This is a genomic window from Bordetella sp. FB-8, assembly GCF_000382185.1.
Classification (GTDB): Bacteria; Pseudomonadota; Gammaproteobacteria; order Burkholderiales; family Burkholderiaceae_B; genus Bordetella.
This window is the reverse complement of the sequence record NZ_KB907784.1, coordinates 140,292-164,940: the sequence shown is the minus strand read 5'-3', so window position 1 is coordinate 164,940 and position 24,649 is coordinate 140,292. Positions and strand designations below refer to the sequence as shown.

The 24,649-nt window shown below is 64.7% G+C and carries 25 protein-coding genes; 8 read left to right on the top strand and 17 right to left on the bottom strand.

Going from position 1 to position 24,649, the window contains the following annotated elements; genetic code table 11:
• The first annotated feature begins 3 nt into the window (after positions 1–3).
• The 4 genes from H143_RS0100820 to H143_RS0100805 all read left to right on the top strand — a co-directional run bounded on the left by H143_RS0100820 (position 4) and on the right by H143_RS0100805 (position 5,665).
• Positions 4–1,068, top strand: a complete 1,065-nt coding sequence (locus H143_RS0100820) for a cell division protein ZipA C-terminal FtsZ-binding domain-containing protein (protein ID WP_019936326.1) — start codon at positions 4–6, stop codon at positions 1,066–1,068.
• Complete coding sequence (gene ligA, locus H143_RS0100815; RefSeq protein ID WP_019936325.1) at positions 1,065–3,218, top strand: NAD-dependent DNA ligase LigA; 2,154 nt, start codon at positions 1,065–1,067, stop codon at positions 3,216–3,218. The genes H143_RS0100820 and ligA overlap by 4 nt, the downstream gene beginning before the upstream one ends.
• 204 nt (positions 3,219–3,422) lie before the next feature.
• The gene (locus tag H143_RS0100810) at positions 3,423–5,252 is read left to right on the top strand and encodes a nitrite/sulfite reductase (protein ID WP_019936324.1); all 1,830 of its coding nucleotides are present in this window, start codon (positions 3,423–3,425) and stop codon (positions 5,250–5,252) included.
• Between the two features lie 26 nt (positions 5,253–5,278).
• A complete protein-coding gene (locus tag H143_RS0100805) occupies positions 5,279–5,665 on the top strand; it encodes a DUF934 domain-containing protein (RefSeq protein WP_019936323.1) in 387 nt (128 codons plus the stop codon).
• A 15-nt stretch (positions 5,666–5,680) separates the two neighbouring features.
• Here H143_RS0100805 and ureG read toward each other — a convergent pair whose 3' ends face one another.
• The 17 genes from ureG to msrB form a co-directional block, all read right to left on the bottom strand.
• Positions 5,681–6,307: an urease accessory protein UreG gene (gene ureG / locus H143_RS0100800; RefSeq protein WP_033365766.1), complete on the bottom strand. Its 627-nt coding sequence runs from the start codon at positions 6,305–6,307 to the stop codon at positions 5,681–5,683.
• A 29-nt stretch (positions 6,308–6,336) separates the two neighbouring features.
• Positions 6,337–7,047: an urease accessory protein UreF gene (locus H143_RS0100795; RefSeq protein WP_019936321.1), complete on the bottom strand. Its 711-nt coding sequence runs from the start codon at positions 7,045–7,047 to the stop codon at positions 6,337–6,339.
• Complete coding sequence (ureE, locus tag H143_RS0100790) at positions 7,047–7,703, bottom strand: urease accessory protein UreE (RefSeq protein ID WP_026349597.1); 657 nt, start codon at positions 7,701–7,703, stop codon at positions 7,047–7,049. Before ureE ends, H143_RS0100795 begins: the two co-directional genes overlap by 1 nt.
• A gap of 34 nt (positions 7,704–7,737) precedes the next feature.
• Positions 7,738–9,438, bottom strand: coding sequence for an urease subunit alpha (gene ureC, locus H143_RS0100785; protein WP_019936319.1), 1,701 nt, complete (start codon positions 9,436–9,438; stop codon positions 7,738–7,740).
• Between the two features lie 2 nt (positions 9,439–9,440).
• Positions 9,441–9,746, bottom strand: coding sequence for an urease subunit beta (locus H143_RS0100780; RefSeq protein WP_019936318.1), 306 nt, complete (start codon positions 9,744–9,746; stop codon positions 9,441–9,443).
• Between the two features lie 24 nt (positions 9,747–9,770).
• The gene (locus tag H143_RS0100775; protein WP_019936317.1) at positions 9,771–10,073 is read right to left on the bottom strand and encodes an urease subunit gamma; all 303 of its coding nucleotides are present in this window, start codon (positions 10,071–10,073) and stop codon (positions 9,771–9,773) included.
• Positions 10,074–10,109: 36 nt separating this feature from the next.
• The gene (locus tag H143_RS0100770; protein WP_019936316.1) at positions 10,110–11,009 is read right to left on the bottom strand and encodes an urease accessory protein UreD; all 900 of its coding nucleotides are present in this window, start codon (positions 11,007–11,009) and stop codon (positions 10,110–10,112) included.
• Positions 11,010–11,088: 79 nt separating this feature from the next.
• A complete protein-coding gene (locus H143_RS21850) occupies positions 11,089–11,262 on the bottom strand; it encodes a hypothetical protein (protein ID WP_019936315.1) in 174 nt (57 codons plus the stop codon).
• A gap of 6 nt (positions 11,263–11,268) precedes the next feature.
• Entirely contained in the window at positions 11,269–11,967 is a 699-nt protein-coding gene (urtE, locus tag H143_RS0100760) for an urea ABC transporter ATP-binding subunit UrtE (protein WP_019936314.1), read from the bottom strand.
• Positions 11,968–11,982: 15 nt separating this feature from the next.
• Positions 11,983–12,771 (bottom strand): urea ABC transporter ATP-binding protein UrtD, encoded by a 789-nt coding sequence (urtD, locus tag H143_RS0100755; protein ID WP_019936313.1) that lies wholly within the window; start codon positions 12,769–12,771, stop codon positions 11,983–11,985.
• Entirely contained in the window at positions 12,768–13,931 is a 1,164-nt protein-coding gene (urtC, locus tag H143_RS0100750; RefSeq protein WP_019936312.1) for an urea ABC transporter permease subunit UrtC, read from the bottom strand. Before urtC ends, urtD begins: the two co-directional genes overlap by 4 nt.
• Positions 13,932–14,004: 73 nt before the next feature.
• Entirely contained in the window at positions 14,005–15,732 is a 1,728-nt protein-coding gene (urtB, locus tag H143_RS0100745) for an urea ABC transporter permease subunit UrtB (RefSeq protein WP_019936311.1), read from the bottom strand.
• A gap of 16 nt (positions 15,733–15,748) precedes the next feature.
• The gene (gene urtA, locus H143_RS0100740) at positions 15,749–17,002 is read right to left on the bottom strand and encodes an urea ABC transporter substrate-binding protein (protein WP_026349594.1); all 1,254 of its coding nucleotides are present in this window, start codon (positions 17,000–17,002) and stop codon (positions 15,749–15,751) included.
• 359 nt (positions 17,003–17,361) lie between these two features.
• The gene (locus H143_RS0100735; RefSeq protein ID WP_019936309.1) at positions 17,362–18,144 is read right to left on the bottom strand and encodes a peptidylprolyl isomerase; all 783 of its coding nucleotides are present in this window, start codon (positions 18,142–18,144) and stop codon (positions 17,362–17,364) included.
• 60 nt (positions 18,145–18,204) lie between these two features.
• Positions 18,205–18,498 (bottom strand): BolA family transcriptional regulator, encoded by a 294-nt coding sequence (locus H143_RS0100730; protein ID WP_019936308.1) that lies wholly within the window; start codon positions 18,496–18,498, stop codon positions 18,205–18,207.
• Complete coding sequence (locus H143_RS0100725; RefSeq protein WP_019936307.1) at positions 18,495–19,073, bottom strand: septation protein A; 579 nt, start codon at positions 19,071–19,073, stop codon at positions 18,495–18,497. Before H143_RS0100725 ends, H143_RS0100730 begins: the two co-directional genes overlap by 4 nt.
• Positions 19,070–19,468, bottom strand: a complete 399-nt coding sequence (gene msrB / locus H143_RS0100720; RefSeq protein WP_019936306.1) for a peptide-methionine (R)-S-oxide reductase MsrB — start codon at positions 19,466–19,468, stop codon at positions 19,070–19,072. The genes H143_RS0100725 and msrB overlap by 4 nt, the downstream gene beginning before the upstream one ends.
• A gap of 286 nt (positions 19,469–19,754) precedes the next feature.
• Here msrB and H143_RS0100715 point away from each other — a divergent pair, with 286 nt between their 5' ends.
• The 4 genes from H143_RS0100715 (at position 19,755) to H143_RS0100700 (ending at position 24,637) form a co-directional block, all read left to right on the top strand.
• Positions 19,755–20,936 (top strand): ABC transporter substrate-binding protein, encoded by a 1,182-nt coding sequence (locus H143_RS0100715; RefSeq protein ID WP_019936305.1) that lies wholly within the window; start codon positions 19,755–19,757, stop codon positions 20,934–20,936.
• A 67-nt stretch (positions 20,937–21,003) separates the two neighbouring features.
• Entirely contained in the window at positions 21,004–22,041 is a 1,038-nt protein-coding gene (locus H143_RS0100710) for a branched-chain amino acid ABC transporter permease (protein WP_019936304.1), read from the top strand.
• 5 nt (positions 22,042–22,046) lie between these two features.
• Complete coding sequence (locus tag H143_RS19635; protein ID WP_019936303.1) at positions 22,047–23,894, top strand: ATP-binding cassette domain-containing protein; 1,848 nt, start codon at positions 22,047–22,049, stop codon at positions 23,892–23,894.
• On the top strand, positions 23,891–24,637 hold the full coding sequence (locus H143_RS0100700) for an ABC transporter ATP-binding protein (RefSeq protein ID WP_019936302.1): 747 nt from the start codon (positions 23,891–23,893) through the stop codon (positions 24,635–24,637). The genes H143_RS19635 and H143_RS0100700 overlap by 4 nt, the downstream gene beginning before the upstream one ends.
• Positions 24,638–24,649: the final 12 nt, after the last annotated feature.

Here is a 24,649-nt window from a genome sequence, read left to right as displayed (position 1 = left end):
GACATGAGTGAATTGCAGATAGGTCTGATCGCGCTGGGCGTGCTCTTTATCCTGCTGGTGCTGGGCTTTAACTGGTGGCAAGACCACCGGGTGCGGCGCAAGATGCAAGTGCATTTCCCCGGCAGCGACCAGGACCCTTTGCTGGGCGACGACAAACCGCGTCCGCAGGGTGCCGTGGCGCCGGCGGTGATGGCGATTCGCCGCGAGCCGGGCATGGGATCGGGGAGCAGCGAGACAACGGCGCCCGTCGCTGACAACGGCGACGACCAACAGGAGCCGGATCCGGCCTGCGAGGTCGTCATCGACGTACGCTTTGGAGGACCGGTGCGCGGCGCCGACCTTCAGGCCGCGCTGATCGGCTTTCACAAAGCCGGCCGCAAGGCGGTGCGCGTCTTTGCCGAAACCGACACGCAGTGCCATCGCGCCCGCCTGCGCCCCGAGGAATCCTACGTTTCGGTACAACTGGCGGTGCTGCTGGCCAATCGCAGCGGCCCGCTCACGGCCATCGAATGGTCGCAAGCCTGGTCGCGGGCGGAAGACCTGTCCGAGCGTTTCGAAGGCACCATGGAAGGGCCCGACCAGCAGGCGGTGCTCGAGCAGGCCGCCAAGCTGGACGACGCCTGCGCCGCCCTGGATACACAGGTCGGGCTGACCTTGTCGATGTCGGCGCCGCAGCCCATGGTGCAGATCATCGGCGCGGCCCAGAGTCTGGGTTTCGTGGCCGACGGTATCCGTCTGGTCTGGCTGTCCGAACAAAATCAGGTGTGCTTTACGCTGTTGCGCGCCGACAGCGCGGCGATGGAAACCGGCATGGGCGCGACCGACCGTCTCTACCTGCTGCTCGACGTACCCTGCAGCCCGGCCGATCCGCGCGCCTTCGGCCGCATGGTGGATGTGGGCCGCGGTCTGGCTTCGCGCCTGGGCGCCGACCTGGTCGACGACCACGGCAAGCCCCTGGTCGAAGGCGCCGAGGCCAGCATCGACGAGCGCCTGCAGGTGCTATTCCAGCAGCTTGATCAGGCAGGACTTACGGCCGGCGGCGAGCGCGCGCTGCGGGTGTTCGCGTGAGCCCGCCCGCCGCCGGGTCGCTCCAGGGTGGGCGCAGCTCCCTCGGCGGGCGGCAAGCCGAAGGCACGGCGTGGGGGCATACAGCTTCGGGCGGCCCTGCGCAGCGGGTTGCTGATCTGCGGCGCGAGATCGACGAACACAACGTGCGCTATTACGTTCACGACGAACCTTCGGTTTCGGACGCCGACTACGACGCGCTAATGCGCGAGCTGCAAGCGCTCGAAGCCGAGCATCCCGAACTGTTGACGTCCGATTCGCCCACGCAGCGCGTGGGCGCCGCGCCGCTGGTCGAGTTCGGCAGTGTGCGCCACGCGGTGCCCATGCTGTCGCTGGGCAATGCCTTCGAACCCGGCGAGGTCGAGGCCTTCGACAGGCGGGTGTCCGATACGCTGCGCGGGGCGGGTCTGCTGGACTCGGACGCGCGGGTGGCGTATTTTTGCGAACTCAAGTTGGACGGCCTGGCGATCAACCTGCGCTACGAGAACGGCGAGCTGGTTCAGGCCGCCACGCGCGGCGACGGCCAGGAAGGCGAGGACGTCACGGCCAATATCCGTACCCTACGCGCCATACCCCTGCGCCTGCGGGGCGCGCCGCCACGCGTGCTGGAGGTGCGCGGCGAGGTGCTCATGAACCGCGCCGACTTCGAGCGCCTGAATCAGGCGCAGGCCACGCGCGGCGAAAAAATCTTCGTCAATCCTCGCAATGCTGCCGCGGGCAGCCTGCGTCAGCTCGATCCGCGCATCACCGCGAACAGGCCGCTGCGTTTCTTTGCCTACGGCTGGGGCGAAATCCGCGGCGTACCGGGCGACGCCGCCGCCCCAGCCCAGGCCGGGGATGCCAGCCTGCCGCGCGATACACATGGCGGCATGCTGCAATGGCTGGCTGGCTTCGGCGTGCCGGTCAACGTCAAGCATAACCGCCAGGTCCTGGGCGCGGCAGGCTTGCTGGATTTCTATGCCCAGGTCGGCGGCTTGCGTCCCGGCCTGCCTTACGACATCGACGGCGTGGTCTACAAGGTCGATGCCCTGGCTGCGCAAAAGGTGCTGGGTTTCGTTGCACGCGCACCCCGTTTCGCCGTGGCCCACAAGTTCCCGGCCGAGGAGGCCGCGACGCAGTTGCTGGGCATCGAAGTTCAGGTGGGTCGCACGGGGGCGATCACGCCCGTGGCGCGCCTGGCGCCCGTGTTCGTGGGCGGCGTCACTGTCACCAACGCCACGTTGCATAACGAAGACGAGATCCGCCGCAAGGACGTGCGCGTCGGCGATACGGTCATCGTACGCCGCGCCGGCGACGTGATCCCGGAGGTGGTGGGTCCCGTGCTGGAAAAGCGCGTGGACGACTTGCCGCCGTTCGCCATGCCCACGGCCTGCCCTGTGTGCGGGTCAGCCATCGAGAAGCTGGAAGACGAAGCCATCGCGCGTTGCACCGGCGGGCTGTTCTGCGCGGCGCAGCGCAAGCAGACCTTGCTGCACGCCGCCGGCCGCAAGGCGCTGGACATCGAGGGCCTGGGCGAAAAGTTGGTGGATCAGTTGGTCGATACCGGGCGCATCAAATCGCTGGCCGACCTCTACAGTCTGCAGGCTGAGGAACTGGCTGCGCTGGACCGGATGGGGCAGAAATCCGCCGAGAACCTGGTGCGGGCCTTGGATCAGGCGCGCACACCCACCCTGGGCCGGCTGCTTTTCGCTTTGGGTATACGCCATGTGGGTGAAACCACGGCGCGCGACACGGCGCGCCATTTCGGTTCCCTTGAGGCCATTCTCGATGCCGACGAAGAAGCTTTGCTGGTCGTGCCCGACGTGGGGCCGGTGGTGGCCGGTTCCATCCGCCGCTTTTTCGCTGAGCCGCACAATCGCGAGGTGGTCGCGCAATTGCGGGCACAAGGCGTTGAACCCGTGGCCGAGGCCGAGCCACAAGGCGCCTCGCTGACTGGCAAGACTTTCGTCCTGACCGGTACCATGCCCACCTGGTCGCGCGACGACGCTACGCGCCATATCCTGGCCGCAGGAGGCAAGGTGAGCGGGTCGGTGTCCAAGAAGACGGCCTACGTCGTGGCCGGAGAAGAGGCAGGCAGCAAGCTGGCCAAGGCGCAGGAGCTGGGCGTGGCCATTCTCGATGAAGACGGGCTGAAGGCCTTGCTGGGACTCTGACCCATATTGGAGGCGCGGCTACCGATCCGCCTGTGTGTCGGCATCGGTCGCGGCTGCCGCCAGGCCCTGCGCGCAAGTCATATGCTAAACAGCGCATAAGAACAGTACGAAACTGTCGTTTGTTTTTATATGAAGTGCCTCTAGAGTCGTGCCTGTATGTAGGCCTGCGCTGGCATCAGGCAGGCCTCGATCCGAGATGGCACGATGTACCAACACACAGACTTCGACAAGCAATTCATTCGCCTGCGCGCCGAGCAGTTTCGCGACCAGATCGAGCGCTGGCAGGCCGGCAAGCTGACCGAGGAGCAATTCCGTCCGCTGCGGCTGCAGAACGGCTGGTATGTCCAGCGCTACGCGCCCATGCTGCGCGTGGCGGTGCCTTATGGCGAGCTGTCGAGCGAGCGGCTGCGCGTACTTGCGCGCGTGGCGCGCGAGTACGACCAGCCCGATCCGGAACTGCTTGCGCAAGCCCAGGCGACGCAGGATCAACTGGGTGAAATCCCGCTAGCCGGCGGCCGGCGCATCGGCTCCAAGCTCAAGTATGGCTACGGCCATTTCACCACGCGCACGAACGTGCAGTTCAACTGGATTCCGCTGTCCAAGGCGGCCGATGTGATGGAACTGCTGGCCACGGTAGGCCTGCACGGTATCCAGACCAGCGGCAACTGCATCCGCAACATCAACAGCGACGCGCTCGCGGGCATCGCGGCGGACGAGATTGCCGATCCGCGGCCGTTCACCGAAATCCTGCGCCAGTGGAGTTCGCTGCATCCCGAATTCAGTTTCCTGCCGCGCAAGTTCAAGGTGTCGATCAATGGTGCGCAGGAAGACCGCACCGCGCTGGGCTGGTACGACGTGGGCCTGCAACTGATCAGGAACGACGCAAGCGAGCTGGGCTTTACGGTGCGCGTGGGCGGCGGAATGGGGCGCACGCCCGTCATCGGTACGGTGCTGCGCGAGTTCCTGCCCTGGAACCAGCTCATGAACTACCTGGAGGCCGTGATCCGCGTCTACAACCGCTACGGCCGGCGCGACAACGCCTGGAAGGCGCGCATCAAGATGTTGGTCAAATCGGAGGGGCAGGCCTATATCGATCAGGTGGAAGAAGAATATCGCCAGATCGTCGAGATAGAGGGCGGCCCCCACACCATCACCCAGGCCGAATACGACCGCGTGGCGGCCGGCTTCGTCGAACCCGAGCTCGACCTGACCGAGGCGGACGCCGCGGCCCAGGCCGCCGCCGAGGCCTTGTTGCGCGCCCAGGCTCAGGCGGACAAAGACTTCGGCCGCTGGCTGCTCAGCAATGTGCTGCCCCATCGCCATCCGCGGCTGCGCGCGGTGATGCTCTCGTTCAAGCGCCCGGGCTACGCTCCCGGCGATGCCACGGCCGACCAGATGGACGCGGCCGCGCAACTGGCCGACCAGTTCTCCGCCGGGGAAATGCGCATCACGCACGAGCAGAACCTGCTTCTGCCCTGGGTGCGCCACGACCAGCTGCCGCAGGTTTATCAGGCCGCCAAAGCCCTGGGTCTGGCCAAGGCCAATATCGGCCTGCTCACCGACATGATCGCCTGCCCCGGCGGCGATTTCTGCGCGCTGGCCAACGCGCGCAGCCTGCCCATTGCCCAGGCCATCACCGAACGCTACCAGGACCTGGACGAGCTCTGGGACCTGGGCCAGATCGACCTGCACATCAGCGGCTGCATCAACAGCTGCGGCCACCACCACAGCGGCCATATCGGCATCCTGGGCGTGGATAAGGACGGCAAGGAGTGGTATCAGGTCACGCTCGGCGGCGCAGACGGCTCGCATCTTTCGGGTCCTGCCCAACCGGGCAGGATCATCGGACCTTCGTTCTCCGCCGCCGAAGTGCCCGGCGTGATCGAGGCGCTGCTCGATAGCTACCGCGAACAACGTCAGCCGCTCGAAGCAGGCCGGCAGGAAACGTTCATCGCCACGGTGCGCCGCGTCGGCATAGAGCCTTTCAAGGCTGCCGCCAACGCTGCGCGCCATGCCGCCCAGGCCCATGCCTGACCGGCGATTCCACTGCGAGATATCCCATGAAAATCATCGCTGCCGCCGAGCACCGGGTGCCGGCCAACGATTCCCAGGCCATCGCGCTGCCCAACGACGCCGATCCGTTGGCGCTGGATCTGGCCGGCGTGGAGCGCATCGACCTGAGCTTTCCCAAGTTCACGGACGGCCGTGCCTTCAGCCAGGCGCGCCTGCTGCGCCAGCGCCAGGGCTTCAAGGGGGAGATCCGCGCCACCGGCGATGTGCTGATCGACCAGCTCGTACACATGGCACGCTGCGGCTTCGATGTGGCCGTGCTCAGCGAAGGCGCGGACCTGGCCGACGCTGAGCGCCAGTTCACGCGTTTCAAGGGTTTCTATCAGGGCGACGTGTCGCAGCCGCTGCCGCATTTCAGGCGCGCGGCATCCGAGTAGGCAAGGCGCCTTCCGTCAGGCTTCCAGCAGGCCCTTGGCCTCGATGAACTGGACGATGCGCTCCAGCCCTGCCTTGGACTTCATGTCGCTCATCACATAAGGCCTGGCGCCGCGCATGCGCTGGGTGTCTTCTTCCATGATTTTCAGCGAAGCGCCCACCAGGGGGGCCAGATCGGTCTTGTTGACGATCAATAGGTCGCTCTTGGTGATGCCCGGTCCGCCTTTGCGCGGGATTTTCTCGCCGCCGGCGACATCGATCACATAGAGCGTGAGGTCGGAGAGTTCCGGACTGAAGGTGGCGGCCAGGTTGTCGCCGCCGGATTCGATGAAAACGATATCGGCATCGGGGAATTTCTCCAGCATGACCTCGACCGCGTGCAGATTGATGGAGGCGTCTTCGCGTATGGCGGTATGGGGGCAGCCGCCGGTTTCCACGCCCATGATGCGCTCGGGCGGCAGGGCGCCCGCGACGGTCAAGAGGCGCTGGTCTTCCTTGGTGTAGATGTCGTTGGTGATGACCACCAGGTCGTACTTGGCGCGCATGGCCTTGCACAGCATTTCGAGCAGAGTGGTCTTGCCCGATCCGACCGGGCCGCCGATGCCCACGCGCAGGGGAGGGTTCTTCTTGGTGCGTGTTTGCATGATCGGATGATGATCCATGGATTCGTTGATCAAGAACGGAAAAGACGCGAATACTGCGTCTCGTGCCTGGACGACAAGACTCCCAGCATGGGAGCGAAGGTGCTGATGTCTTCGTCGGCGCAATCGCGGGTGCGCTGCACGGCCTGGGAGACGGCCTCGCGCAGGCCGTACAGGATGCGCTGGCCGGCCACCTGGCCCAGCGGAATGGCCTTGAGCGCGGCCGCCGTCTGGTTTTCCAGCCAGGAATAGAGCCATGCGGTCAGCGCGTGGACCTCGTCGATGCCCAGGGCCGTGGCGGCATAAGCGTAGGCGGTCGGCAGCGCGATGGGTTTCAGCTCGGCGAGCCGGGCGCGCAACTCGGGACCGCCCCATTGCAGGTCTTGCGCCAGGCGCGCGAGCGAACCGCCCATCTGCTCGGTTTCCAGGCGCAGCTCGGACGATTCACGCCAGGCCAGGAGCGTGTCGTTGCACTGACTCACGGCGGCCATGTCGTGGCTGTGCCAGGCGCGGCATTGCCTGAGCAGCAGAACCGCGTCGCCGCCAGCCAGCAAGTCCAGGCCCGAGGCGATCCAGCGCCGGGCGCTTTCGGCATCCGAGACCAGGCCGGCGTCGATTGCAGCTTCCAGCGCCTGCGAATAACTGAAGGCGCCGATGGGCAAGGCAGGCGAGGCCAGCTGCAGCAGGGCCGCCAACTCGCGCAGGGCCGGGGCGCCGGTGGAGGTATCGCCGCAGGACGCCATCAGTGCTTGTGTCCGTGGCCATGGCTGTGTGGGCGGTCGTGGTCATGGTCTTGGGAGTGATCATGATCGTGCGCGGGATCATGATCATGCGCGTGATCGTGACCATGATCGCAGTCCGGGCCATGTGCGTGTTCCTGGCCGTGCCCATGCCGATGCGCATAGGCCTCCTGCGCCAGGGCATGGTCTTGCGCGTATGTCGCATCGTGCCCATGCCTGTGTCCGCCGCCGTAGGCGCCGCCTTCCGGGTCGAAGGCCTCCAGCGCTTCGGTTACCTGCACACCCAGGCGCAGCAACATGTCCCGCAGCACCGGATCGTGCTCAAGCCGCAGGGCATCCACCTCGATCTGCACGGGCGTGTGGCGGTTGCCCAGGTGATAGGCGGCGCGCATCAGCAAAAGCGGATCGGGACTGGCGACGCGCATGACAGGCTGTGAGGCAGCGGCCACTTGGACCAAGGTCCCATCGGTCGCCACGAGCATCGCGCCGTGGCGCAGGATAGTGCCGCGTGGCAGGAACAGGGCGGCCTCGCGCCCATCGTCCAGCGTCGCGGCCAGGCGGCTGCGGCACCGGTCTTCATAAGGCAGCGTCAGCAAGGCCGCCCGCTTGCGCAGAGCCGCCGCGACATTGCCTTCCATCATTTTTTCAATGCGTAGCATATCCAGGTGTTTATAAATAAAGACAACGCCAAATCTAGAACAAGAAATACCGCTGCGCCATAGGCAGCACCGTCGCCGGCTCGCAAGTCAGCAATTGACCGTCGGCCACCACCTGGTAGGTTTCGGGATCCACCTCGATCCGTGGCATCCAGTCGTTGTGGATCATGTCCTTCTTGCCCTTGCCGCGTATGCCCTTGACGGGCACCACCCGGCGGGCGAGGCGGTACTTGCCGGCGACGCCGGCGTCGAACGCCGCCTGCGATACGAAGGTAATGGAGTTGCGCGTCAGGCCGCCGGCGCGCGCGCCGAACATCTCTCGGTAATGCACCGGCTGCGGTGTGGGAATGGACGCATTCGGGTCGCCCATCAGCGCCATGGTGATCTGCCCGCCCTTGAGCACCAGCTCGGGCTTGACGCCGAAGAAAGCCGGGTCCCAGAGCACCAGGTCGGCCCATTTGCCGGGTTCCACCGAGCCTACCTCGTGCGCGATGCCGTGCGTGATGGCGGGGTTGATGGTGTATTTGGCGACATAGCGCCGGGCCCGGAGGTTGTCAGCCAGTCCGTCGCCGGGCAGGGCGCCGCGTTGCACCTTCATCTTGTGCGCGGTCTGCCAGGTGCGCAGGATGGTCTCGCCGATGCGCCCCATGGCCTGCGAGTCCGAGGACATCATCGAGATCGCGCCCAGGTCGTGCAGGATGTCTTCGGCCGCGATGGTTTCGCGGCGAATGCGCGACTCGGCAAAGGCCACGTCCTCGGCGATGCCGGAATCCAGATGGTGGCACACCATCAGCATGTCCAGATGCTCGTCCACCGTGTTCACGGTATAGGGCCGCGTCGGGTTGGTCGAGGAGGGCAGCACGTTGGCGTGGCCCGCGATCTTGATGATGTCGGGCGCGTGCCCGCCGCCCGCGCCTTCGGTGTGATAGGTGTGGATGGTGCGGCCGGCGATGGCATCCACCGTGGCCTCGATGAAGCCGCCCTCGTTGAGCGTATCGGTGTGGATGGCCACCTGTGTGTCGGTCTGGTCCGCGACCGAGAGTGCGCAGTCGATCGCGGCCGGCGTCGATCCCCAGTCCTCGTGCAGCTTCAGGCCGATGGCGCCGGCCTCGATCTGCTCGATGAGCGGTCCGGGCTGGCTGACGTTGCCCTTGCCCAACAGGCCGATATTGATGGGCCAGCCGTCCACGGCGGCCAGCATCTGTTCGATGTGCCAGGGGCCGGGTGTGACCGTGGTGGCGTTGGTGCCGGTGGCGGGCCCGGTGCCCCCGCCCAGCAGCGTGGTGATGCCGGCAGTCAACGCTTCGTCGATGAGCTGCGGGCAGATGAAATGCACATGCGAATCGATGCCGCCGGCAGTCAGGATCTTGCCTTCGCCAGCGATGATTTCGGTGGCCGCACCGATGACGATGTCCACGCCGGGCTGGATGTCAGGGTTACCGGCTTTGCCGATGCGCTGAATGCGCCCGTCCTTGATGCCCACATCGGCCTTGACGATGCCCCAGTGATCGAGGATGAGGGCGTTGGTGATGACGGTATCGGCCACCTGCGCGGCCATGCGCTGCGACTGGCCCATGCCGTCGCGGATCACCTTGCCGCCGCCGAATTTCACCTCCTCGCCGTAGACGGTGTAGTCGCGCTCGACGGCGATCAGCAGGTCCGTGTCGGCCAGCCGAACCCGGTCGCCCGTGGTCGGCCCGAACATTTCCGCGTAGGCGCGGCGCCCGATCTTGCCCATGATTAAAGTTTCCCCATGATCTTGCCGGCAAAGCCGTAGACGGTGCGTTCGCCGGCGAGTTCGACCAGCTCCACGGTGCGTGCCTGGCCGGGTTCGAAGCGCACGGCGGTGCCGGCGGTGATGTTCAGGCGAAAGCCGCGCGCCGCTTCACGGTCGAACTGCAGTGCGGCGTTGACTTCATGGAAGTGGTAGTGCGAACCCACCTGCACGGGACGGTCGCCGGTATTGGCGACCCTCACCGAGCAGGTGGTGCGACCTGCGTTGAGTTCGATTTCGCCGTCCAGCGGCAGAATTTCTCCGGGAATCATGGCGCGTCCTTTGGATTAAAGCGTTCAGGCGATGGGGTGATGCACGGTGACCAGCTTGGTGCCGTCGGGAAAGGTGGCCTCGATCTGCACGTCGGGGATCATTTCTGGCACGCCCTGCATCACGTCCTCGCGCGTGAGCAGCGTGGCGCCGTAGTCCATCAGCTCGGCCACGCTGCGGCCGTCGCGCGCGCCTTCCATCAGCGCGGCGCTGAGATAGGCCACGGCCTCGGGATGATTGAGCTTGAGACCGCGCGCGCGGCGCCGCTCGGCCAGCAGCGCGGCGGTGAAGATCAGCAGTTTGTCTTTTTCTCGCGGAGTCAGTTTCATAGGGAAGCGACCGAGTGGACGAATCAATGCCGGGATTCAGGTGGCCCAGAGGCGCAGCGCCCGGCCTGGAATGCCATGGACCAGCGGCCGCAGCCGCAGCCACAGCTGCTTGAAGAGTTGTTGCATGGATTCGGGTTCGCGCGCCACTGCGCGCACCAGCATCAGCCCGCCGGGTAGCGCGGTGGCGCCTGCGCGCAGCGCGTCGCCAAAAGGCAGCGAATCGGCCAGCGATTGGGCCAGTTCGGGGGTGCAGGCCGGCCCGGCGGCCCACAGCGTGCCATAAGCCGGCCGGCCGTCCAGGCCTTGCGGGGCCGCGAGCATGGGGCTGGCACTATGCAGGTGCTGGCGCTCCTCCCAGAGCGGGCGGCCGTCGGCTCCGACGATGCGGGTCCGAGTGCGCAGGCTGGCATCGCTCCAGTTTTCGCCGCTGGCGCGGCGTCCCAGCAGCGCGGCATCCCAGCCCAGCGCCGTGGCGCCGGCGTACAGGCGAACGGTCAATTGCTGGTGGGCATGGCAGCGGTCGAAAAAGATGTTGTCCAGTGGCAGCCAGTCCAGGCGGGCGTCCTGCCGCACGGTAATGTCTAGGGTCTGGCTGGCGGGCCGCTCCGGCGTATTCCGGTACCACTTGGTGGCCCCGGGCGTGGTGAGCAGCGCACGGGCATCAGCCTGCACGTCCAGTGCGATGTGCAGCCGATCTCCCGCAGCCAGCCCGCCTGGGGGATGCACGATCACGGCGTGGCAGACGTCGTAGCCCTCCGGATAGAGTGGCTTTTGCACCGTGAGCGGACCGTGGTGGTGGCGTTCGGCCAGCACGGTGCGCTCCCCCCGGCGGGCAAAGCCCAGGTGTAGCCGGGCATGCCAGTCCGCATGCGCCGAGTCTGGCGATGGGGCTTGGGCGGGGCGCGACGGCACCGCAGCGCCACGGACATGGCACATGGGGCTAGGATCTTGAGGCATCGAGCGCATTGCAGTGCGATATTGCCTATTTATCAGAGACGCCAACTTGACCGACGCTCTAGAGGAAATCCGTGTGGCTTTTCATTTTCAAGGCGGCGATCGTGATGCCGATGCAAGCCAGCACGACGATGGTCGAATGGTCCGGCGAGAACATGAGTCCTATCGTAAGCGGGCGCCGGCCCGTTTGCATCAGCTTGCGCATTACGTTGACGATGGCCGCGATGCGGCGCAAGGCGGATCATACCGAGAGAAGCTTGCGTACATCATCACTGTCGATCTGGCTGCGGTCCCCCCGCGCCACGACTTCTCCGCGCGACAGCACGATGAACTGGTCCGCCAGCTCCTTGGCGAACTCGAAATACTGCTCGCACAGCAGGATTCCGATGTCGCCGCGCTGGCGCAGCATGTGGATCACACGGCCTATGTCCTTGATGATGGAAGGCTGGATGCCTTCGGTGGGCTCGTCCAGGATGATGAGCTTGGGTTCGGCCACCAGCGCCCGCGCGATCGCCAATTGCTGCTGCTGGCCGCCGGACAGGTCGCCGCCACGCCGGCCCAGCATGGACTTGAGCACGGGAAAAAGTTCGAAGATCTCTTGCTTGATGCGCCGCGCCTTGGCGGCCGGTTTGGTGGCCATGCCCATGATGATGTTTTCCTCGACCGTCAGGCGCGCGAAGATTTCGCGGCCCTGGGGAACGTAGGCCATGCCCAGGTGGGCCCGCTGGTGCGGGGTGAGCCTGGTGATGTCGATGCCGTCCAGGGCCATCCCGCCGCGCGCGACTGGAAGCACGCCCATCAAGCACTTGAGCAGCGTGGTCTTGCCCACGCCGTTGCGGCCCAGCAGAGCCAGGCACTCCCCGCGCGCAAGCGATAGCGATATGCCGCGCAGCGTGTGGCTGCCGCCGTAATACTGATTGATGTCTTTTACGTCCAGCATGTCGTGTCGTCCCGTTCAGCGGCCCAGATAGACTTCGACCACGCGCGGGTCGGCCTGTACTGCGGCCATGGGGCCTTCGGCCAGCACCGAGCCTTCGTGCAGGACCGTCACCTTGCCTTCACCGGCGATCTGCGTGACGAAATCCATGTCGTGCTCGACCACCATCAGCGAATGCTTGCCGTGCAACGCGTTGAGCAGTTCGCCGGTGCGCTCGGTCTCGGCGTCGGTCATGCCGGCTACGGGTTCGTCGAGCAGAAGGAGCCGTGGTTCCTGCATGAGCAGCATGCCGATCTCCAGCCACTGTTTCTGGCCGTGCGAGAGCAGCCCCGAAACCCTGCCGGCCAGCGGGCCCAGGCGGATCAGGTCCAGCGTCTGCGCGATACGATCGGCCTGTTCGCTGCTCAGGCGCGAGAAGAGGGTGGGCTTGACGCGCTTGTCGGTCTTCATGGCCAGTTCGAGGTTCTCGAACACCGTGTGGTTCTCGAACACCGTGGGGCGCTGGAACTTGCGACCTATGCCCTGGTGGGCGATCTGTGCTTCGGACAGCACGGTCAGGTCCATGGTCTGGCCGAAGAATGCGCGGCCCGAGGCAGGCCGCGTCTTGCCGGTGATGACATCCATCATGGTCGTCTTGCCGGCGCCGTTGGGGCCGATGACGCAGCGCAGTTCCCCCACGCCGATGTCCAGCGTGAGCTTGTTCAGGGCCTTGAAGCCGTCGAAGCTGACGGTAATGTCTTCCAGGTAGAGGATGACGCCGTGGGTGGTGTCCAGGCCACCGGGGTTCAGCCGGTTGTCCGTGCTCATTTCACGCGCTCCACGTTCTGGCCGCCAAGGTTTTCGTCCTGGATCCGTTTGCGGCCGATGCGCGCGGCGATCTGGCGCACGAGTCCGACGATACCTTGCGGCAGGAACAGCGTGACCAGCACGAACACCAGGCCCAGCGCATACAGCCAGTAATCAGGGAAGGCGCTGGTGAACCAGAGCTTGAGACTATTGATCACGCCGGCGCCGATGATGGGCCCGATCAGCGTGCCACGTCCGCCGGCCGCCACCCAGATCACCATCTCGATGGAGTTGGAGGTGGACATCTCGCTGGGGTTGATGATGCCGATCTGCGGCACGTACAGGGCGCCGGCGATGCCGCACAGGATTGCCGACAGCGTCCAGACAAAGAGCTTGAAGCCCAGCGGTTCGTAACCCAGGAAGCGCAGCCGGTTCTCGGCATCGCGCACACCGGTCAGCACGCGCCCGAGCTTGGATTGCGTGACCAAGCGGGCCACGATGAGCGCCAGCACCAATATGGCCAGCGTAATCCAGAAGAGCGCTGCGCGCGTGGTGGGCTGGGTGATGTCAAAGCCCAGGATGCGTTTGAAGTCGGTGAATCCGTTGTTGCCGCCGAAGCCCGTTTCATTGCGAAAGAAAAGCAGCATGGCGGCGTAGGTCAGCGCCTGGGTGATGATGGAAAAGTACACGCCCTTGATGCGCGAGCGGAAGGCGAAGTAGCCGAACACGAAAGCCAGCGCGCCCGGCACCAGCACCACCAGCAGCATGGCGTAGAGAAAGTGGTCGGTGAAGGCCCAGTACCAGGGATAGTGCTTCCAGTTCAGGAACACCATGAAATCGGGCAGGTGGCTGTGGTAAGAGCCATCGTGGCCGATGGCGCGCATCAGGTACATGCCCTGCGCATAGCCGCCCAGGGCGAAGAAAAGGCCATGGCCCAGCGACAGGATGCCGGCATAGCCCCACGCCAGGTCCAGCGCCAGCGCGGCCATGGCATAGCACATGAAACGCCCGCAGACCGTGATGGTGTAGTCCGAGACATGCAGCGCAGACCCCGCGGGCAAGAACAGGTTGAGCGCCGGCAGCGCAGCCATGACGAGAATGGCGATGACGAGCGCGATCCAGACCTTGGGCGGGAACAGCTGCCGGCGGTTCAGACGCATGAGGTCGGCGGCGGTGGTCATTTCGGCCCCCGCTCGTGCGCCCCCGGAAAGCCAGGGCTTTCATGGGGGGCGGCCGATGTGATGAGCGCGAGAGTCATTCGGCACTCCGGCCTTTGGGGGCAAACAGGCCCTGCGGGCGCTTTTGTATGAATAGCACGATGAAAACGAGGATGGTGATTTTGGCCATGACCGCGCCGGAGTACGGTTCGAGGAACTTGTCGATCCAGCCCAGGCCCAGGCCGGCGATCACGGTGCCGGCCAACTGGCCCACGCCGCCCAGGACCACCACCATGAAGGAGTCGACGATGTAGCTCTGGCCCAGGGCCGGCCCTACATTGCCCAATTGCGACAGCGCCACACCCCCCAGGCCGGCGATGCCCGAACCCAGACCGAAAGCGAGCATGTCGATGCGACCCGTGGGTACGCCCACGCAGTCGGCCATGCTGCGATTTTGCGTGATGGCCCGAACAAACAGGCCCAGCCGCGTGTGATTGAGCAGCAGCCACACGAAAAACACCACCAGCAGCGCGAAGACGATGATGGCCAGGCGGTTGTAGGTGATGACCAGCCCGTCCGTCAGGTTAAAGCCGCCGGACATCCAGCTCGGGTTGGAGACTTCGACGTTCTGTGCGCCGAAGATCGAGCGCACGGCTTGCATCAGGATTAGGCTGATACCCCAGGTAGCCAGCAGGGTTTCCAGAGGCCGGCCATACAGCCAGCGGATCACGGTGCGCTCCAGCACCATGCCCACCAAGGCCGTGACGACGAAGGCCACGGGCAGGGCGGCCACCACATACCAGTTCATCAAGCCTGGCAGCCAATGTCGGAAAATGGTTTGCACGACATAGGTGGCATAGGCGCCGATCATGAGCAGTTCGCCGTGCGCCATATTGATGATACCCATCAAGCCGAAGGTGATGGCCAGACCCAGGGCCGCCAGGAGCAGCACGCTGCCCAGGCTCAGTCCGTAGAAAACGTTGCCGGCCCATTCGATCATCTTCATGTACCGGTCGATATGTTCGAGCGCGGCGGCTGCAGCGGCGCGCACCGTGGCGTCGGATTCGATATAGCTGCCGTTGGAATTCTTTTGGAGCAGAGCCTGCAGCATGGGGCGAAACGACGCATTGCCGCTTGCGCCCAGCGTGCGTGCGGCGGCGGCGCGCACGGCCGGGTCCTTGGACGAGAGCCGCAGGCGGGCCTGAAGGATTTGCAGAGCCGAATGTACGCTGGAATCGGTTTCCTTCTGCAGGGCCTGATCCACGATGGGCAGCAGCGCTTCGTTGCCGGACTGCTGCAGCAATTGGGCCGCGGCCAGCCTGTCTGCCGCCCTGGGCGCGTGCAGTCGGGCGATTGCCCGGGCGTCGTCCAGGGCGCCGCGCACGCGGTTGTTTATGACCAGTGTGTCCGAGCCGTCGGGCATGGGCTGACTCGCACCCGTCAGCGGGTCTTTGCCGGTGGCGCCATTGTCATTGCTGATGTAGAGCTTATTGTCAGGCGTGGCGTAAACGTTGCCGTCGGCCAGGTCCTGGAGCAGCGTTGCCGCGCGCGGGTCGGACAGGCTGCTCAGCTTGTTGATCGCGGCGATTTTGTCGTCGCTGCTGTCGCTGGCGAGCAGCGACAGCAAGGATGTGTCCAGGTCAGCCGCCTTGGGTTGCTGCGCTTGCGGCGCCGCTGCACCCAGCGCACTGGCGCCCGATGCCGCCGCTGGCGCTGTGCCCTGTGCCTGAGCGCAGGCGGGCAGGCAGGCCAGACTCAGCATCGTGCCCAGTATCGAGCTCAACAACGCTTGGCGCAGCCGTACCAGAAAAACCGCGTGATGCATGGCCGCCCTTTTCCGGTTAGGTTTTTGCGTTGCTCGGCATGGGGATGTAGGGGCTCCACGGTTCGGCGCGGATCAGGCCCTTGCTCTTCCACACGATCTGGAACTGGCCGTCGGCCTGCACTTCGCCGATGAACACGGGCTTGTGCAGGTGATGGTTGGTCTTGTCCATTTCGACGGTGTAGCCGTCCGGCGCCTTGAATCGCTGGCCGCCCATGGCCGCGATCACCTTGTCGACATCGGTGGTCTTGACCTGCTCGACGGCCTGCTTCCACATGTGGATGCCGATGTAGGTGGCTTCCATCGGGTCGTTGGTGACGGCGGTCTGCCAGTTGGGCAGGTTCTGGGCCTTGGCATAGGCTTTCCACTTCTTCACGAACTCGGCGTTGGTCGGGTTCTTGAGTGATTCGAAGTAGTTCCAAGCAGCCAACTGGCCGACTAGCGGCTTGGTGTCCACGCCACGCAGTTCTTCCTCGCCCACCGAGAAGGCCACGACGGGAATGTCGGTCGCCTTGATGCCGGAGTTGCCCAGTTCCTTGTAGAAAGGCACGTTCGAATCACCGTTGATGGTCGAGACCACAGCTGTTTTGCCGCCGGTGGCGAATTCCTTGATCTTGGCGACGATGGTCTGGTAGTCGGAGAAGCCGAAGGGGGTGTATTCCTCGTAGATGTCGGCGTCCTTGACGCCCTTGCTGTGCAGGAAGGCGCGCAGAATCTTGTTGGTGGTGCGCGGGTACACGTAGTCGGTACCCAGCAGCACCCAGCGCTTGGCTGCACCGCCGTCCTTGGACATCAGATATTCCACGGCGGGGATGGCCTGCTGGTTGGGGGCCGCGCCGGTGTAGAACACATTGTGCTCGAGTTCTTCGCCCTCGTACTGCACCGGGTAGAAGAGCAGACCGTTCAGCTCCTTGAGGACGGGCAAAACCGACTTGCGCGACACCGAGGTCCAGCAGCCGAATATGACAGCGACCTTGTCCTGGCTGATCAGTTCGCGGGCCTTGGTGGCGTAGGTGGGCCAGTCCGAAGCCGGGTCGACGACCACCGGCTCGATCTTCTTGCCCATCACGCCGCCGGCTGCGTTGATCTCGTCGAAGGACATCAGAGCCAGGTTTTTCAGGGCCGTCTCGGAGATGGCCATGGTTCCTGACAGCGAATGCAGCACGCCGACCTTGATCGTGTCGCCGCTTGCGGCGAAGGCGCGGGGCACCCAGCTGGTGGCGGCCATGAGACCCGCGGCGCTCATTTGTTTGAGGACTTGTCTGCGATCCATGAAGGACTCCTTCGTTGGTAGGACGACCGTGTAGGTCGGACAAGAACCCATCAAGCAAAAGGCGTGCCAATGTTGCGGATATGGGCGAATCGCGGCAAGGCAACGCTTTTGCGCGCGATGTATCAATGCTGGGGGATGTGGCAGGGCACGGTGGGCGCACTATTCGTGTGCGGCCGCCCTTGATTCGTGCCTGCGATTGAGCGCAATCCCTGTCGTGGTGCGGGGTTGCCTGCCGTGCGGGTCCGATATAGGGCTGAGCTGCTGGTTGGCAGTCCACCCCCTATTTATTTGCGCGCGCATGGCGAAAAAAATCCGGAAGCCCTGCGTGGGCTTCCGGATTTGCCTATCCGATGCGCGGATTACTTGATCTTCGCCGCGTCGTGCAACTTCTTCTGGTAGTCGGCCAGCAGTTGCTGATGCAGCATTTCCTCGATCTGAGGCTTGACCTGGTCAAGCGCAGGGAACTGGACCGGACGGGTGTTGTTGACCTTGATGATGTGCCAGCCATATTGCGTCTGCACCGGCTTGTCGACCATCTCGCCCTTCTTCAGCTTGGTCACCGCTTCGGCAAAGGCCGGCACATAGTTGGTAGCGGGAGCCCAGCCCAAGTCGCCGCCATTGCCAGCACTGCCGGGGTCTTGCGAGTTCTTCTTGGCCAGGTCGGCGAACTTTTTGGGATCGGCCTTGATCTGGGCCAGCAGGTCGTCGGCGGTCTTTTCGTCCTTGACCAGAATGTGGCTGACGTCGTATTCCAGCTTGCCGGCCTGCTGTTGTTTGAGCTTGTCGTACTGGGCTTGGACCTGGGCGTCGGTGACAGGGTGCTTGGCCAGGTAGTCGTTCATGAGGGCGCGCACCAGGATGCCCTGGCGAGCCAGCTCGATTTCGGTTTGGACCGAAGCTTGCTTGGCCACGCCGTCTTTCTCGGCGGCCTGCACGAAAATCTGGCGATTGATCAGTTCTTCCTTGACCTGATCGCGCAGTTGGGGCGAGTCGGTAGCGCCCTGGTTGACCAGCAGCTTGACGAATTCGTCCACGTTCTTTTGCGTGATGGGCTTGCCGTTGACGGTGGCCACATTCTGCGCAAAGGCAAAGGCGGGCAGGGCGAGCGCGCAGGCGGCGGCCAGCATGATGATGCGTTTCATGTAATGCAAGTCCTTGGAGGTCTGGAAAAAGAAAGCAGAAAGGCCTTTAACACGAGCAAGCTAACGGGCCGGGGATGTTTCGGATGTCGTCCCTGCGGGCGGCTGTGCCTCGATGGCCAGCGCATGGATGGCATGGGGCATGAGATCGCTCAGGCGATCATACACCAGCCTATGGCGCGCGACGGGGGAAAGACCCTTGAAACAGCTGGCTACGATGCGTACCCGATAGTGTCCAGCGCCGCCCTGAGCGCCGGCGTGCCCGGCATGCAGATGCGACTCGTCTTCGACGGCGAGGCTGACCGGCGCGAGGCTGGCCAGCCGCTCTCGGATCAGCGCGAGGCGATCGCCGGTCATGGGGTGTTACCCGGGCCGCGGTCCGCGGAAGAGTCGACTTGGTCCCGCTGCATGTGGCGGCTCAGCCAGATGGACTGGCCGATCACAAATACCAGCAAAAGCCCCATCAGGCCGAAAACCTTGAAGCTGACCCACTGCGCTTCGGTGAAGCGGCCCGAGAATGCGACATACAGGTTGATGAAGCCGGCCGCCAGGAAAAACAGCGCCCAGCTGAAGTTCAGTTTGTTCCAGGCGGTTTCGGGCAGGACGATCTGCTGGCCCATCAGCTTGCGCATGGGATTGCGGCCCGTCATCCGGCCGCCGATCAGCACGGCGCCGAAGATCCAGTACAGCACCGTCGGCTTCCATTTGATGAAGGCGTCATCGTGCAGCAGCAGCGTCGCGCCGCCGAACAGCACGATGACCGCGAGGTTGATCCAGTGCGTGGTCTCGATGGCTCTGCGGGTGGCCTTGAGCCAGATGATCTGCGCGATCGAAAGAACCACCGCCGTAGCCGTGGCCGCATAGATGTCGGCGTACCGGTAGACGACAAAGAAGAGGATCAGCGGTAAGAGGTCGAACAGGAACTTCTTCATTTGGCCTCGGGTTCGAAACTCAGCGCCAGCGAATTGATGCAATAGCGCAGCCCCGTGGGCGGGGGGCCGTCGGGAAAGACGTGACCCAGGTGCGAGTCGCAGACATTGCACAGCACTTCGGTGCGGACCATGCCCAGGGTCGTGTCCTGTTCTTCGCGCACCAGGTCCGGGGCCAGGGCCTCGAAGTAGCTGGGCCAGCCGCAGCCGGCGTCGAATTTGGTGTCCGAGGCGAACAGCGCCGTGCCGCAGGCCACGCAGCGGTAGATGCCGGGCGTGAAGGTATCCCAGTAGCGACCGGTGAAGGCGCGTTCGGTGGCCTTTTCGCGGGTGACGGCAAATTCCTGCGGTGTCAGCTGGGCGCGCCACGCGTCTTCGGTCTTGCGTATCTTGTCCATGGTGTTTCCCGAAATGCCTGCCGATCCGGCGGGCGATGGCGAAGACAATCATCTTAATCCATAGGGGGTGGCCTTGCCCTGGGGCGCGCCATTGCGCGCGGGTTACACCGTATTGCACAGCGAGTTCTAAATTGATAACGTGTTAACTATATATACGGGTTTTCGATGGATTCGAATCTGATACAAATTACGGCATAAGATGCTAAATTTTGTATAACATTGCGCAACTCGGCTCACAAGAAGGCCGTCCGGCCACCTACCCCGAAGTCGAACAAAGGAGACAGACATGACTAAGCGTACCGGCGTATGCGCCGCCTCGGGCTTGAAAAAAATCGTTGCCGTTCTGGCATTGGCCCTGCCCCTGGCGGCCGCCGCCCAGGTCAAGATCGGCCTGACCCTGTCCGAGACCGGTCCGGCCGCCTCGCTGGGTATCCCCGAACGCAACGCCGCGACCCTGTTGCCCACGGAGGCGGACGGCCAGAAAATTCAATGGATCGTGCTCGATGACGGCACCGACACTACCGCGGCGGTGCGCAACGCGCGCAAGCTGGCCACCGACGACAACGTCGATGTGCTGGTCGGATCTTCGGTCACGCCCAGCTCGCTGGCCATGGTCGATGTGGCCGCCGAACTCAAGGTGCCGCTGATCAGCGTGGCCGCCAGCGCCTCCATCGTCTCGCCCATGGACGCCAAGCGGCACTGGGTTTTCAAGACGCCGCAGAACGACGATCTGATGGCCGGCGCGCTGGCCGACGCCATGGTCAAGGCCAAGACCAAGACCCTGGGCTTCATCGGCTTTAACGATGCCTACGGCGATAGCTGGCTGAAGGTGATGACCAAGGCTGCCGCGGCCAAGGGCATCAAGATCGTCGATACCGAGAAGTACAGCCGCACCGATACCAGCGTCACCGGTCAGGTGCTCAAGCTGGTGGCGGCCCATCCCGACGCTGTCCTGATCGCCGGCGCCGGCACGCCGGTGGCGCTGCCGCAGCGCGAGCTCAAGTCCCGCGGCTACGCCGGCCAGATCTACCAGACCCACGGTGCGGCCAACAACGACGTGCTGCGCGTCTGCGGCAAGGACTGTAACGGCATGCTGCTGCCGGCCGGCCCGCTGCTGGTTGCCGCCCAGTTGCCCGACAGCAATCCGGTCAAGAAGTCGGCCATGGTGTTCGTCAATGCCTATGAGGCGAAATACGGCGCGGGTTCGCTCAGCACCTTCGGCGGCCACGTCTGGGATGCCGGTCAGCTCATCCTCAATGCGCTGCCCAAGGCGCTGAAGACGGGCGCCAAGCCGGGCACGCCGGCCTTCCGCTCGGCCATGCGTGACGCCATCGAAGAAACCAAGGACCTGGCCGCTTCGCAGGGCGTGTTCACCATGACCCCCACCGACCATGCCGGCCTGGACGATCGCGCGCGCGTCATGGTCAAGGTCGTGGACGGCAAGTGGGTATACCAGCCCGATCTGTAAATCGGCCTGCTCTGCACGCCGCCCCGATCGGGGCGGCGTGTTTTCTTTTCCTAGAAGATAGAAAAACGTGGACTTCTCCATTGCACTGATCCTGTTGCAGGACGGCGTGGTCAATGGCGCCGTCTATGCCCTGTTGGGCATGGCCCTGGTGCTGGTGTTCGCCGTCACGCGCGTCATCTTCATCCCTCAGGGCGAATTCGTGACCTTCGGTGCCCTGACGCTGGCCATGCTGACCGGAGGCCGGGTGCCGGGAACGGCATATCTGCTGCCCATATTGGGGTTGGTGGTGCTGGTGCTGGAGCTGGTGCGTGCCCTGCGCAGCGGCTCGTGGTCGGCGATGCCGGGCGTTCTGGCCAGCTGCGTGGCGCTGCCCCTGCTGCTGCTTTGGCTGGTGCGCGCCTATGCCGGCCCCCATACGTCGGTGTGGGTCGACATGCTGCTGACCCTGCTGCTGGTGGTGCCCATGGGACCCATGATCTATCGCATTGTTTTCAGCCCGTTGGCCGAGGCGTCGGTGCTGGTGCTGCTGATCGTGTCGGTTGCCGTGCACTTCGCCCTGGTCGGCATGGGCCTGATCGTCTTCGGCGCCGAAGGCTGGCGCACTTCGTCCTTCATCGAGGGGCGGATCAACCTGGGTTTCGGGACCTGGTCGGCCCAGAGCCTGTTCGTGGTGGTCGTCTGCGCGCTGCTCATCGTGGCGCTGTGGCTCTTCTTTGGCAAGACGCTATATGGCCGCGCTCTGCGCGCCACCGCGGTCAATCGCCGCGGGGCCAGGCTGATGGGCATCAGCACCGCCATGTCGGGCGGACTCACCTTTACCCTGGCCGCGGCCATCGGCGCGGTATCGGGCATCCTGATCGTACCCATCACCACAATCTACTATGACACGGGCTTTCTCATCGGTCTGAAGGGTTTCGTGGGCGCCATCATTGGCGGACTGATCAGCTACCCGATCGCGGCAGCGGGCTCATTGCTGGTGGGCATCCTGGAATCGTTCTCCTCGTTCTGGGCCAGTTCCTACAAAGAGGTCATCGTGTTCACGCTGATCATTCCGGTGCTGGTCTGGCGTTCGCTCAGCCACCGCCAGACGGACGACGAGGAGTGAGCGCCATGATGAAAAACCGTAACGTCCTATGGGTGTTTCTGATCGTGCTGGCCGTGCTGCCGCTCATGTCGGCCACGCCCGAATTCTGGATCACCGAACTGAACTACATAGGCCTGGCAGCCTTGGTAGCCACCGGCCTGATGCTGCTGACCGGTGTTGCCGGGCTGACCTCGTTCGGGCAGGCGGCCTTCGTCGGGTTGGGCGCCTACGCCACGGCCTACCTCACCACCAAGTACGCCGTTTCGCCTTGGCTGGGCCTGGCAGCCGGTCTGATGCTGACCGGTGTGGTGGCCTGGCTTCTGGGCCTGATCACCCTGCGCCTGTCGGGCCACTATCTGCCGTTGGGCACTATCGCCTGGTGTCTGTCGCTGTATTACCTGTTCGGCAATATGGAGGCGCTGGGCCAGCACGATGGCATTTCCGGCATCGTGCCCATCTCGTTCTTCGGTGTTTCCCTCATGCAGGGGCGCCACATCTATTTCCTGATCTGGACCTGCGTGCTGCTGGGTGCCTGGGCCAGCAGCAACCTGCTTGATTCGCGCCCCGGGCGCGCCATCCGCGCCATCAAGAACGGCGCCTACATGGCCGAGTCCATGGGCGTGGACACCGGCTCGTACAAGATCGTCGTCTTCGTCTGGGCCGCGCTCCTGGCCAGCGTGTCGGGCTGGCTTTACGCGCACATGGAGCGCACCGTCAGTCCCAGCCCGTTCAGCCTGCCCGTGGGCATCGAATACCTGTTTATGGTGGTGGTGGGGGGGTCGGGCAGCGTATGGGGCGCCATCCTGGGCGCGGCGCTGATCCTGTTCATCAAGGACCAGCTGCAGAACCTGCTGCCGCTATTGCTGCATTCTCAATCGAATTTCGAACTCATCGGCTTTGGCATCCTGATGATTCTGATGCTGCAGTACGCCAGCGGCGGCGTGTGGCCTATTGTGACCGCCTGGTGGGCGCGATTGGGGGGAGCGGGAGCTTCGGGCCGCGCAGGTCGAGGCACCGGCCTTGCCGCGCCCGCGCAGGCGCCGGCCTTGCCGCGCCGCGAGCGGCCCCAGGCAGGGCAGACCGTGCTTCAGGTCGAGGGCCTGCGTAAAGAATTCGGCGGCCTGGTGGCGGTTAACGACATTTCCTTCGGCATGCGCGCCGGCGAGATCATGGGCCTGATCGGTCCGAACGGCGCGGGCAAGAGCACCACGTTCAACCTGGTCAGCGGCGTGATACGGGCCACGCGCGGCGAGGTGCGCTTCCTGGGCGAGACCCTCAGCGGCCTGCCGGCGCGCAGCATCGCCGCCCGTGGCGTGGGCCGCACCTTCCAGCACGTGCAACTGCTGTCCACCATGACCGTGCTCGAGAACGTGGCCCTGGGCGCGCATCTGCGCAATCATGTTGGCGTGCTCGCGGGTGCCTTGCGCACCGATCGCGCACAAGAGGCGCAATTGCTGCACGAAGCCGCGCTGCAACTGCAACGTGTGGGCTTGGGCGATTATCTGTACGAACAGGCCGGCAACCTGGCCCTGGGCCAGCAGCGCATCCTGGAAATCGCGCGGGCGTTGGCTTGCGACCCAGTCCTGCTATTGCTCGACGAGCCGGCGGCGGGCCTGCGCTACAAAGAGAAGCAGGAACTGGCCCAGGTGCTCGAGCAATTGCGCGACGAAGGCCTGAGCATCCTGCTGGTGGAGCACGATATGGAGTTCGTGATGCGCCTGACCAATCATCTGGTCGTGATGGACTTCGGCACCAAGCTGGCCGAAGGCCCGCCGGCCGAGATCCGCGAGAACCCCGTGGTGCTGCAAGCCTATCTGGGCGGTATCGACGACGACCTGCCCGAATCGCTGCGTGGCGCGGAGGCACAGGCATGAGCCAATCTCCCCTACTCGAAGTGCAGGACCTGTCGGCACGCTATGGCAAGGTCGGTGCCTTGACCGGCGCCTCGTTGTCGGTGACGGCGGGCAGCATTGTCACCGTCATCGGCGCCAACGGCGCGGGCAAGTCCACGCTGCTCAATGCGGTGATGGGCTCGCTGCCGCAGACCGGTCATGCCAGCGGCACGGTGCGCTACGACGGCGGTGAGGTGCGCGGCTGGAAGGTCGAGCGCCGTGTCGCGGCCGGCATGTCGCTGGTGCCGGAAAAGCGCGAGCTGTTCGGCACTATGTCGGTGCAAGACAATCTGCTCCTGGGCGGCTTTCGCCGCTACCGGGCGCGCGAACGCAATTGGCGCGCTACGCTGGATGAGGTCTACGACCTGTTCCCGCGCCTGCGCGAGCGCCGCGAGCAGGAAGCCGGTACGCTGTCCGGCGGCGAACGGCAGATGCTGGCGGTGGGGCGCGCCCTCATGGCCAAGCCGCGCCTGCTGATGCTGGACGAGCCCAGCCTGGGCCTGGCGCCGCGCATCGTGCGCGAGATCTTCCACATTATCGCGCGCCTGCGCGAGACGGGCGTGGCGATTCTCCTGGTCGAGCAAAATGCCCGGGCGGCCTTGCAGGTGGCCGACTACGGCTATGTGCTGGAAACCGGCGAGATCGCGCTGCACGGCCCGGCCCGCGATCTGGCGGGCAATCCGCGGGTGATCGAAAGCTACCTGGGGTTTGGGAAGGCAGCCTGAGCCTTTTTTGGC